The 12,836-nt window shown below is 42.4% G+C and carries 8 protein-coding genes; 6 read left to right on the forward strand and 2 right to left on the reverse strand.

Translation table 11 applies throughout. The features are described from left to right. The 6 genes from EII32_RS02815 to EII32_RS02845 all read left to right on the forward strand — a co-directional run. On the forward strand, positions 1-273 hold a 273-nt coding region (locus tag EII32_RS02815; RefSeq protein ID WP_125233944.1), incomplete at its 5' end, for an IS30 family transposase. 301 nt (positions 274-574) lie between these two features. Continuing rightward, positions 575-1,243, forward strand: a complete 669-nt coding sequence (locus EII32_RS02820) for a hypothetical protein (protein ID WP_125233945.1) — start codon at positions 575-577, stop codon at positions 1,241-1,243. 36 nt (positions 1,244-1,279) lie between these two features. Then, complete coding sequence (locus EII32_RS02825; RefSeq protein ID WP_158611113.1) at positions 1,280-1,801, forward strand: ImmA/IrrE family metallo-endopeptidase; 522 nt, start codon at positions 1,280-1,282, stop codon at positions 1,799-1,801. Positions 1,802-1,852: 51 nt separating this feature from the next. Then, on the forward strand, positions 1,853-2,098 hold the full coding sequence (locus EII32_RS12815; RefSeq protein ID WP_125233947.1) for a hypothetical protein: 246 nt from the start codon (positions 1,853-1,855) through the stop codon (positions 2,096-2,098). A gap of 48 nt (positions 2,099-2,146) precedes the next feature. After that, on the forward strand, positions 2,147-2,605 hold the full coding sequence (locus EII32_RS12820; RefSeq protein ID WP_410524564.1) for a beta family protein: 459 nt from the start codon (positions 2,147-2,149) through the stop codon (positions 2,603-2,605). 131 nt (positions 2,606-2,736) lie between these two features. Beyond that, positions 2,737-3,354: a sce7726 family protein gene (locus EII32_RS02845; RefSeq protein WP_148096814.1), complete on the forward strand. Its 618-nt coding sequence runs from the start codon at positions 2,737-2,739 to the stop codon at positions 3,352-3,354. A 297-nt stretch (positions 3,355-3,651) separates the two neighbouring features. Here EII32_RS02845 and EII32_RS02850 read toward each other — a convergent pair whose 3' ends face one another. Both EII32_RS02850 and sprA read right to left on the reverse strand, forming a co-directional pair. Next, entirely contained in the window at positions 3,652-5,184 is a 1,533-nt protein-coding gene (locus EII32_RS02850) for an alkaline phosphatase family protein (RefSeq protein ID WP_125233949.1), read from the reverse strand. A gap of 32 nt (positions 5,185-5,216) precedes the next feature. Further along, a complete protein-coding gene (sprA, locus tag EII32_RS02855) occupies positions 5,217-12,764 on the reverse strand; it encodes a cell surface protein SprA (RefSeq protein ID WP_125233950.1) in 7,548 nt (2,515 codons plus the stop codon). Positions 12,765-12,836: the final 72 nt, after the last annotated feature.

The raw sequence follows: 12,836 nt of genomic DNA on the forward strand, positions 1-12,836 counted from the left end.
ACCACTGATAATGGACCTGAATTTGCGGCACATAAGGACATCACCAAATACTTAGGCGTACCTGTGTACTTCGCTGATACATATTCTTCATGGCAAAAAAGAACCGTTGAGAATACAAACAAGTTAATCAGACAATATATACCGAAAAAGGATTCGTTTGATCAATATACGGACAAGAGAATTATGTCAATACAAAAGAAATTGAACGAAAGACCGAGGGAAAAATTAAACTTTTCCACACCAAAATGCGAGTTCTTCAAAAACGTTTTGTAATTTTGCACTTGCTGGTTGACTCTACAAGTCGGGAAGTCTAAAAAATAATATCTAATTATTTTATAGTTTTATTATCATAGAATTAAATATATTTTATACCTTTGCAATAGAATTTCTGCGGATGTAGATCTTAAGGTTTCCTTAAAGAGGCACATTGGTCAGCATATTTAAATGCTAATGTAATATTGCCACTGTATGATAATTGAGAAATCGTTTTGTGACAATATCGCTGATATTTTGTTAAAAAAATAATTTAGTATGAATTTATTCTTAAAAAAATCATAGTGGTCTGGAAAAAAGAATGGTAATCCTAAAATTTTTAAGTGGGTTTATCATTTGCATATCTGCGCTTTTTTTATGGTTTAATCCTTACAACTATGTCTTTGCGACCACACGGAAAGTTTATATATCATCCGATACTAGCGAATTAGTTCAATCTATTAATAATCAGAAAAGAATATACAAAGTAGACATAAGTAAAACTAAGTTCCTTAAAGAAATGAGGAGCAATGGAGAATTGATTACTTCAGATGAATTTGCATCTCGCATTACTTCATATTATGACACATTAGTTGGGGTCTTAGGCGTCATGTTTGTCTTGTTTACATTTGGAACGTATTTTTCTATGAAACAGACCTTTGAAAGAAAGTTTGAAGACAAGGTAAAAGAGATTGATAAAGAGCAAAATAATATTTCTAATAGGCTCAAAGCAGACATTCGTATAGAACTAAAGGAAATGCTTAGAAACTATCGAGATGTACGAAATGATATTGTTGAGTCTATTACAGGGAGTATTGTTGGGGAGTTTATTACTTATGAAGAGTTTGATTCTCAAAATTCTCTAATAGAGGATGTTATCAGCAAACAGAAAGATATTATGGTACAGTTGGGTGAGATACAAGAAAATTTTCATGCAAAGGAATCTATTTTTGGAAAAGGAATAGAAATGGAAGAGGGTAAGGGAGGGTAAATAATGGGTACACGAGGAACTCGGAGACTTAGGTATTTGTCTCAGGAACATTCTAAAGATGAGAATCTGCTGTTTACTACAGTGGAGAGTTTACTTAATGCCGCTAAAGAGAGGAATTTATATAATGAGGATGAGCTTAACATTGAAGGATTGATAACCCTATTTCCTGATATTGATATTGCATATACGCAATTAGACCCATCTATTTCTGGAACCCTTTCTCGTAGAGGAGATAAGTGGATAATAAGTGTAAACAAATTGCATCACAAAAATCGTCAGAGATTTACTCTTGGGCATGAGTTAGCACATTATGTATTGCACAAATCTGATAGTGAAGAGTTCATTGATACCGTTTTTTTTCGAGGATTATCTAATAATAATATCGAAAGAACTGCAAATGATTTTGCTTCAAGATTATTAATGCCTGAAGATAAAGTTATGGGGTTAATTGTTAATCGGAATATCCGAAACGTTGGAGAATTGGCTAATCTTTTAGGTGTGTCAGCTGCTGCAATGCAGTATAGAGTAAAGCAGTTGGGGTTTAAAACCAAGGAATGATGAAAAAAATATTGTGTTATAGTTAAAACAGGTGATGCAGAGCTAAGAGCTATGCAAAATCTTTCTTCTTCCAATCTTAATAAAATTTTACCAATAGTAGAACTTACCCGTGGACGTGGAAAAAATATTGGCTCGAAAACAGAACCTAATTTTATTTATCCATACGAAAAAAAGTTAGAAAAGGTAGCCCAAATTTTTAAAAGTCATTCTATTGCTCTAGATGTGACCTCTGATATTAATTTGTCGTCAAGGGAAATAGATGAACTTTTTGAGCCTCATGATGGATACTCCAAGTGAGTAAATAGAATCACATCATTCAAAACAGAATACAATTTCCAGTCATTAATTCCTTCTGTTATTATGAATTATGACGATGAAGTTTTTGATGATAATATCAGAAGGCAAGTTGAGAAGTTAAGCAGTGTCTTCCAAACGCTCATGTATAGATTCTCTCTTGAAAATGAGATCGCTATAGATGATATTAAATTAATTAGTAAATATTTGCCTAATTCTAATGATTTACTTATACTTCTTGATTGTGGTTGTATTCTAGCTGCATCTTACAAGAATCCTGCAGAAATTTGCATTAGAAAGGTTCAAGAAATTAAAGAAACTTTAGGCAAGAAAAGATATACAATTATAATATGCTCTACAACATTTCCTAATAATATTAGTGAAATAGGAGATGACCATAGTGATACTTTTGATCTCAAAGAAATAGATTTGTTCGAGATGGTAAGAGCTCGACACTCTGAAGTGGTATATGAAGATTACGGTTCAATAAATCCCATTAGAAATGGATAGACGAATGGGGATATTCGCAGATTATAAAATGTTCATTAGGATATGCACCTTCTGCTTCCCCATCATTTTGGATCTCAGTTCGTATGAATTCTCATATTGTGCAGCAAATTTTGAGATTAAAAATTTAACTTATGGCATTAACTACACGTCCAGCAGATGAGATAAAAATAACTGTTATAGAATACCTCATTGGACGATACCCAGGAATCATCATTGGCAATGAAGTAATGTATGGTACAAGTAGAAAGGTTGCAGATCTATTAGTTTTATACCAGGGGGAAACTTATGCTATTGAAATAAAAAGCGATAAAGATAACCTTAGAAGACTTCCAGAACAACTAAAAGAATATTCTCTTATCTTTGACCACACTATTGTATTTACACATTCCAAATATAAAAAAGAAGTCTTGTCATTGGTTCTTCCGAGAGTATCTGTTTATGAGGTCTTAAATGGTAATATAAATAAAGTCAAGAACTCTAACTCGGCAAATAGCACTATAAAGAGAGAAATGGTATATTCTATAAGTTCTGTATTTTTGAGAAGATTTTTGTCAACAGCCAAAAAGATAGACTCAGATATGATCAGAACACGAATAATAAGAACCTACAATAAAAGGGGGGTACATAACATATTTTATCAATTCTTAGAACAAAAATTGGCAAATGGATTTAAATTGTTTTTACATGAAAGATATGAAAGGAATTCTGTTGACGATTTATCCTTATTATCAGCGAGGTTAAACATTTAAATGTAAACATACTATAATAAGCTATTCAACAAGTCTCATTACCCTAAGCAAATACTTGCACAGTCGTTCCTTAAAAAGCCCACTTCACCGAAAAGTTAAATTGGAATAACTTTTCGGTGTTTGTTTTTATAAAACACAAAAGAACTCTCATTCCTCTTTTGAGACCTTTGAATAATTAAAGGCTCCCTAAGAGGAGCCCTTTCAGAATGCTTCAAAGGTCTCACATTTGCTTTTGAATGCTCAACACATAAAAATTTCAGACAGAACTCCTAACTTGAAGTTCTGCCTGAAATTCGTTTATTCCATTGCTCTCGGCATACCTATGCAGCCGCTCGGCATTTGTATGTGTACAAGATTGCATACGGTGGGAGCAATGTCAGTGATGTGAACCTCGGTAGGACATGAGCCGTGCGGAACACCCCACCCCATCAAAACAAATGGTATATGACAATCGTACGGATTCCAACAGCCATGAGTAGTACCCTCTCCTATTTCTCCTCGTACGCCATATACTGCGGGCTTCAATATCAACTGAATGTCGCCGCTGCGTCCACGGCTGTAACCGTTATATATTTTTTCGCGAATGTAAGAAGGTACACTGGCAGCAGAGATGTTGTCAAGGTCAACCACATGTGACACCAACGGACGTTTCGTGAAGTATTCCATGATGTCTGCCTTTAATGTATTGAAATCGAGACCGGCAGCAGCCTTTCGGTCTATTACCACCTTGTAGTCCATTATCCCCTCAACGAGTTCTTTCCGTCCGGCATATTTCGATGCAAGGAATTTATTTACTTCCTCTGTTTCACGGTTGATGAAAAATCCGTCTGATGGAATCTTATGTTTCTGATTTTGCAATATTCCGTTTGCCGCACCATGATCTGCCGTTAGAAAAGCGACATATTCGCCCTTGCCTATTGTTTGGTCGAGATAGTTAAACAAGTCGGCCAATTGTTTGTCGAGTTCTATATACATGTTGTGTACAATCTCTGAATGTGTACCAAAAGCATGACCTGCAATATCTGTACACGAGAAACTTATGCAAATCATGTCTGTCTCGCCGCGCTGACCGAGTTTCTCTCCTGCTATTGCGTGTTTTGTCATTTCCTCCACAATAAGGTTTCCGTAAGGCGAATATTGTATTATGTCTGCCGTGTTTGTAAATTTTCGTGTGCCGGTATCTATCGGCTTCAGTTTTTTAACCGCACTGCCTATCTCTTTGTTATATGCTTCTACCCATGAAGGCAGCGACGACATGTAATAAGTTGAGGTAATGAAACACATTTCCTTCTTGTCGAACCAATATGCTGCATCTGCCGAATGTCCTGCCGGCAATATGGAAGCACGGTCTTTAAATGAGATACCGATAACTTTCGATTTCCAGTTTGTGGCAGTCTTGAGTTCGTCTCCTATCGTTGTTGCAAGCATGTTACGTGGCGACATCTCGCCCGCTCTCGTCTTGCTGCCAACGGTCTGTACGGTAGTATCCTCGGTACAATATACAAATTTTCCATCAATAAGAAAATTGTTGCCGGCAATGCCATGAATGCTCGGAACAGAGCCGGTGTAAACAGAAGTATGTCCTACTGCCGTAACCGATGGAATATAGTTTATTTGGCAATCTTCGAAAGAATATCCTTCGGAGAGCATTCTTCTGAAGCCTCCGGTTGTATATTCGTTGTAAAATCGATAGAGATAGTCCCATCTCATCTGATCTACCGCTATGCCTACAATGAGTTTGGGTCGCAGCCCTTTACTGTCGTCCGCCAATGACGGGAGCGTGAACAAGACTGCGAACAATAATGAAATGATCTTTGTTTTTGATAACATTTTGTTTGATGATTATAAATTAGACCTTTTTGTCATCTTGTCAACGAGAACTTAAGTGCGAATCCGAAGTCCTGCGTCGTTGTTGGATAACTGCTCGATGTAAGCAACGGAGTGTTTGTCTGACAGTCGTAATAGAAACTCATCGTGAGCAGTCGCGAGAGAGTATAGTCGGCATTGAATGCGAGTTTGAACGCCGTATTGCCCGATGATGCCGAACTTGTCATGGTGGCAATGTCGCGTACGATGGCCGCCTGCCTGCGATAACTTATGTCAAGCCGTAGATTAAGGTCGTGGTTGATACTTTTACCCTTTGAATTGTTTTGTTGCTTGCTGCCGTTGTTTTCTTTATCGTTGTTGCCACCTTTCTTTGGAGTTTTCACTTTTCGATGATTTCTTCCGCCGAACAACTTAAAATCGTTTATCTTGTAACCCATACCAATTACCCAGTCGTTACTATATGCCTCGCTAAGTTGTATGCTGGTCATAGAAAGCGACAGGTTGCGGGTCTTGCGGTATTCAAGTTTACATGTCATGTTGTTCTGTAATGTAACATCTATTCCGAGCAACGGAGAGAAAGACTCGGTAATACTCACAGAAGAAACATTATACATTGACGAGGGAATTGGCAGCGATGTAGTGGCATCGTTTATGAATCCCAAACCGTTCATATACTCTTGGAAAGTGCTGTATGTACTGTAAGAACCCACCGAGTAGATGCTTTTGTATGAGTGGTTCAGGTTGACGCTCTTGAATACATCGCGGAACCAAGGCAGTCTCGACAGACCACTGTATCGTACCGTCCAGTTGGGCAACAGTTTTGCAAGTACCGGGAAAATGTCAAGCGACGAGCCGCCACTGCCGGTATATGCAGACAGGAAAGCCGGTATCAGCACATCGGAACTATATATTCCGAGCCGACCTTCTGTTCCCTCCGAAGAGTATCTCTTGCCGGCGAGAGCAGAGTTTGAAGGATAAGGCACACCCTCATACTGTGCCTCGATGCGGTTACGGAATCCTGCCAGAGAACGACAGAAATGTTCGAACGTAGCAGAATGATAGCCGCTGTTTGCCGAGCCTATGCTTTCGAATGCGCTCTTCAGCGATATTGTCGTCATTGTAAATGTGCCGCTACGCGTCGTCGGCCGCCCCTCATACATATATTGAATGCTGCTGGCACGGTTCTCGGTACGTGCGGCATTGAGGTCTATCTTAAGGTTTTTAACAGGTTCAAGCGTCATTCTCAACTGAAGGTCAATGTTGTTGTTTATCGTAGCCGGCGTAGCAACACTGTCGTTCATGAGCAGCCATCCGTTCCTTGCAGCTTTTTCAAGATAACTGTCGCCCGTAAGTCCGAAAGCGAAATCGAGTCCCGGCGACATTATGTCTCCACGACGTTGCCCGAGGAAATCACCCACATTAGGCAAGAAACCCGGCAATGACATCGAATACTGATTGCGATAAGACAAACTTACGGAACGTACCATCATCAATACACGTGCCACACACTGAGCCGTCTTATACCAACCTTTATCTTCAAGCGAAGGTTTGGCATAAACAGTCAGTTTCAACGTCGTTGCGGAGTCCACCTTGGATGTAATCTTTATCTGGTCCTGCCCCACCTTTTTATATTTAAGTGGGAAAATCTTTCCATCGCTTGTCCTTGCCGAAACCACGAGACGTTTCGATTTACGTCCATGATTCACGGTAATTACAGTATCGGGCATCAAAGTTATCTCTTTCTCAAATGTATTCTTATTTTTGGGCAATTCGGTCTTTTCCTTATTGCTTTCATTATTATTTTTCTCTGTCTTCGAAGGCTTCTTTTTGGAAACATCATTTCCCATTTTGTTGAAACGCTCGTTTGTCTTTTTGAGGAAAGGAATATTATTGTACAGCCTCTCCATGTTGAACGAGCCGTTAATGCTTAGATTGCGGTTGTTGCTGATAGTGTTTCCCAGCGATGTGCCGTCTTCGAGATCGGTTCCACGCACCCAACTGTAAGTAGATGTGTAGTTGGCATCTGCATTAACCCAGTTGAATATTGGAATGAGATTAAGCGGCAACTGATAAGATAACGAGAACGACTGATTGTAATCGAGTGGCGAGCCGAAATGCCACAGCGATGTCTTTACAGAGTCTTTCCATGCGGTATAACGGTCGGGGTACAAATCTTTATTGATTGGCGTATATGGCTCTTCTATCTCTGCGTGTGTCGCACTTTGGAAATTCATGTGCAAGTTCTTCGTTATATCCCATCGTATTGAGAAATCACGATTCCATAGGAACTGTTCACTGAAAGTCAGCGGCAGTTGCGAGCCGCTCAGGTCTTCCATGTCACGCTCCTGCAACTCGTAGTAGTTGCGTGTTATCTCGGTGTTGAAAGCAATGTTTTGGGGAAGCCAGTTGAAACCGAAACGTTTCAGTATGTCAAACCATTTGCTGTTGCTTTTGATAAGTTTCTTGAACGGTTCGAATGGTTTATATACCGGTGTATAACTATACCCCATTGCTCCGCGCCAGTTGTCCTCTGTCTCATAAACCGTTGTTTCTCCGGATGTTCGACGGTGACTGTGACTATACGAGAAACTAAAGTTTGCCGGATCGTATGGCATCGGGTGCGCCTTTGTTGCTATCCCTACTCGTACGTTGGAAAGCGAGAAGTTGGTGTTTGTGGTCTTTGTTACCGCAATGCTCTCTATCGAGTCGCGCTCATGTTTGCTGCCTGCCGCGTTGAGTGCATTGTCAAGACGCATGTCGGTATCAAGGGGATTATACTTTGGACTCTTCTCTTCCTTTGTCACCGAATAGTATAGAGGTGCCGAGACCTTTGCTTTGTCGGGGAATAGTTTGCCAAGTTCTATGTTTGCAGTGACACTGTATGTCTTGTAGTTGTCTTGCGAACGCTCCATTACTCCCTCTTCAAGACCTCCGAAGCCTTCGCTCATATACTTTCCCGTTGCGTTTACCGTGCCTACATCACTCAACTGTAAGTTAAGTGCAGCCTGTGCCGCCCATCCTCCTTCGTTATTGTATTCCAGAAGTCGGAGTTCGTTTATCCACACCTCGCCCGACTTGTTGTTTTGGTCAAGGTTACGCACTCCGATAATCATTGTCTTTATTTCGCCAAGCGTCGGGTTACCCATTATCGTGACACGGTTGTTCGGGCGGTCGTTGTCATACTCGCTATACTCACGGTTATAAGACGCTGTACCACCGGCCTTCGCAATGTTTCTCGCTTTCTTTAAGTTTGTAAATATGCGTAGGTCTATGTCGAGCATGTTCTCCTCCGGCCATACCGCACGACAGTCTGCCACAGAATAACGGTCGTAAAATCCTGCGGGAGTAAGTTTAAGAGGAATTAGATATTCGTAGTAATTGCTTTTATAGTCGCTTCCAAGCCTTACAAACACGGCAAGTTGGTTGTCGCGAAGATTTGTCACATTGTTCTCAAACGAGTTGGCATGTACGAACATTTGCAACCGCTTATACTGTCTCAAGTCTATCGTGGTATTCTTATAAACCGCTTTCGACTCTTCGTTCGAAAGATTGTTTACTTGTATTGCCAGTGCCTGTTCATTGCTTTCGGTAAGTTGCGGTTGCGTCGGATCCTGCTCCCGCCGTATTCCCGGAGGTAGGACATAGTTTACGGGAGTCTTGTCGTTGTTCTCCTCTATGTTTACGGCACTGACGGCCATTCTGCCCGAACCGCCGCTTCCCAGTTGCTGCTGATATACGCGCCACTCTCCTCGCACGAGGTCGAGACTTCCGAAGCGCAACACCACAGGACGTTCGAAACCGGTCATGAACATACGCATGAAACGAATTGAAGAGAAATCGGAGATGTTACCAACCCTGCTTGTGAATTCGCGTATGGGAATCCTGAACTGATACCAATTTACCGTCTCTCGGTTTCCATTGCGAAGTTTGCGTGTTGTCTCACGCTTGTCAACGATAAAATTCTCGCCCACAATGAGAGAATCAGGGTGTATCGCAACTCTGTACTGGAAATATTTCTCGTACTCGTTGAGCGTATAATCTTGGTTTATGTCCTCCACATCGGGTGTGGTTTTGTACGATGTGTCGTAACTCTCGGTACGCGTATCACTGTCCGGCGAGTTTCCTTGCGGCATGTTCACGCGCTTGTAACGCTTTAATATCGGTGCCTCTATCTGGTCGAGGTCGCGTCCGCGGTAATAGTGGTAGTCATCGTTTGCGGGGTCTGCCATGATGCTGTCGAGTGCCGGTCCCGTCACTTTCTGTCTCACGGTGTTGAGGAAATTCTGATATGTGGCAAAACTTGTCTCTTCCTGATTGGTGAGTCCGTTGTATCCCACATCCTGCAACTGTCTCGAGCCTTTGGTTGTGGCAAATGCGTATGTCACCGTAGATTGAGTGGGTATCTTGCCCCACTGCGTTGTGGTAAAACTCTGCGAGCCATCTACCGGCATTCCACTCTCATAGAATTTCTTTCCGTCGCGCAGAATATCCTCGCTCATCTCTCCGAGGTTGATGAAGAGATCACCGCTGTGTCGCGCTGCCGTTCCGTCCTGACGTGTATATATGAACGGGTCGAGCATCCAAAACTCTATGTACTCTATGTTGGCAGCCTCGAAATCGTTGGTGTCAAGTTTGCGCATCATGCCGCCCCATCGTCGTTGAGGATTAGGGAGTGTACCGTCGCTGTTGAGTTGTGGGTCGAAGTTGTATGCTCCGCGTTCCGCCGGATAAAAAGCAAGATTGAGTACAGGCAATGTTGATGTCGCACCACTGTAACTGCTCTGGTCGCGGTTGGGATAAAGTTCGTCAACATACACCTCGCGTACATAATGGTTTGAAAGTTGGTTAAGGTCGCTCTTGATGTGCCCCGGTGTAAGCGATGAAGAGCGATTGGTAAACAGTCTGTCTATGTTATACCACGACAACAAAGCACGATTGTATCCGCCGGCAAGTGTTGTTTTGTCACTATATTCCTTAAACATCGTCGGCACACTCGACATCACCCACGATGTGGGTGCGCTAACGTCAATTGAGTTCTTGGTATTCTCAAAATCATCAAGATACGACGCATTGTCCTGCGTACCTTTTGCTTTGCCTGCGATAAGTTGTGCAAACTCTCCGTTGAACGAAATCTGCGACGGCTGCGTGCAGTGCAGGAAAGGAATTTTATCAAGAAGATTGGTGAGCCACTGGCTCTCATGCTTCCAGTTAAGGTTCACACCCCAAATGGTATTGTTCAGCGGTTCGCTTCCCATTGCCACTTTTGTAGTGAGTGCTTGTTCCGAAAGATGTTGGAACGTTCCGCTAAGTTGGAAATTTTTAGAGAAATCGTACTGCCAGTTAAAACCAATCATGGTCTTTCGTTCCTGTGCATAGTCGCTAAGACTTTCAAGACTCACGTTTACCGATGTTCCGGCATCAATGATGCTTTGATTAAGTATCGTAACCTCTCCCGCCGAGTAATCCACGCTGTAATCGCTCCCCTCGGTCAGCGTTACTCCTCCTGCCGTTACCACTACCGAACCTTGCGGAACGTTGTACGCACCGAGCGAAATAACGTTTGCCGAAGTTCCTCGGAACTGCCCTTGAAGTATATACTTGTCTTTCTCTGCAATCTGTTTCGCCACGGTCTTCGTGGAGTCGTAGAGTTCCGTGAAACTGTATTTGCTTGCCACGGCTGCATCAACTCCTTTCCGTGTAAGGTAATTATAAAGGTAACTTCCGAACGGTTCCGCCGACGGCAGGAACACACGCCCGTTGCTCACGGTATATCCTTCAACGAAATCGAAATACCCGTTTGGATGTGCTTTCATGTTATTGTCGAGGCGGTCGGCTCCGAGAATCTTTATCAACGTTTGATTCTTTACCTGTGGTTCCGGAATATACGACAGATAAACTCCTGCGGTATCGCTTTGAAACTTAACGTCAAGTTTAAACTTGTCTTTCTCTACCGATGAAGCAAGATAATATACATTCTTCATCATTAGATCCCAGTTGGCCTGTGTCGGGTTGTTGCTGGTATTCTTGAGTGACTTAACGAACAAGGCCTGCGATACGTCAGTAATGTCGCTCGCGAACTCTCCCACCTGATATGTTACCCCTCCGTATGTATATTCGTATGCCACGGCGAGCACTTGGTCGGTCTGTAACGCCGTGCGCAGCGAGATGTAGCCCAATGCTTGGTTAACGCTGTATTCCGAAGGATTTAACAACCGTGCGCTCTGCAGTTTCTCATAATCCGTTCCTCCCGTGAACGTACCATCGAGAACGCTCGATGACATGTCGATGTCTCGCGCGCCGGCATACATCGTCGTCAAATCGGAATAGATATTGTTCGCCGAGTTTGCCGGCACGGTACCCGGGGCACCCTCTGCAAGTTTGGTCATGGCAATGATATTGCGCGTATTGGTGGTTGTTCCCGTTTTATTGGTAACCCACACCTCTATTCTGTTGAGTGTCACGCCGGTTGTAAGGTTGGGCAATGTGCGCATTGATGCTTCGTAACGGTCGCGGAAATAGAACGAAAGAAAGAAGTGACGGTTCTCTTCATAGTTTGCCGCATCGATCTCAAAAGGTGTCAACTGCACTCCGCCTCTCGAAGATACGCTCTTCGACGATGACTTTTTCTGCGACAATACGGTTTGAAGTTTCAAGCGACCGAACTGCAAGTCGGTACGGATTCCGAACAACGACGACGCTCCTCTTACCAATGAAGAGTTGCTTGGCAACGAAACATTGCCTCCTTCCACTAATTTAATTATTTCGTCTTCCTTTCCCTCATATTTCAGTTTTATATTCTGGGCATCGAAATCGAACGTGGCATCGGTGTTGTAGTTAAGGTTCATATTGACCTTGTCTCCCACCTTTCCGTTTACGTTAAGGTTTATTTTCTCATCGAAATCCATCGTCGTTGTCTTGCGGTGACGTATCGGCAACGACGGATTGTCTATGTTTTTCAGAGTCGCACCGAACTTCAGCTCTGCCGTTCCCTGTGTTTTTATGCGCACTCCTCCGGGACCGAAAATCTTCTCTGCCGGTCCCAAGTCGAAATGCATGTCGCTGAAATCGAATTTCTCCTTACCTTCTTTTTGTAATATATCGCTGTTCTTCGAGCGATAGAAACTGTCACGTTCCAGTTTTTCGCTCCACCGTGCATACTCCTCGGGAGTCATCATTATAGGCGCATTCACATAAGTATCGCCAATCTTCGAACCTATTACATACCTGTCGAGTGTATCGTTATACACCACGTCATGCCTCATGTTCTCCGGCAATTTCAAGTCGGTCGGGTTACGATTAAGGTCGTCAAACGTTATGGGCGATATGCGCTGTATCTTCCAACGTGGATTGAGCAACGAATCGGGTATCGAGTCCTCGTCATCTATTACAAGTTCACGAATTTCCTTTTCCTTATTGTTTTTCCCTGCGTTATTCTTGTTTTTGTCGTCAGGCAAATTTTGTCGGCGGTTATTGTCCCTGTTTCTTGTCAAATCGTCCTGAAGTAATGGTGCGACATTCCATGCAAGCATGTTTATGCTTACGGTCGCCAATAATAATATGTATATTTTCTTCAGGTTGTTCATCTTGATTTATTAGAATGGTGCTCTACAAATTACCACATTAAAATTAAGTTTGTATTGTGGTTAACGTTTTGT

Origin of the sequence: Prevotella sp. OH937_COT-195 (assembly GCF_003932845.1) — a bacterium.
GTDB lineage: Bacteria > Bacteroidota > Bacteroidia > Bacteroidales > Bacteroidaceae > Prevotella.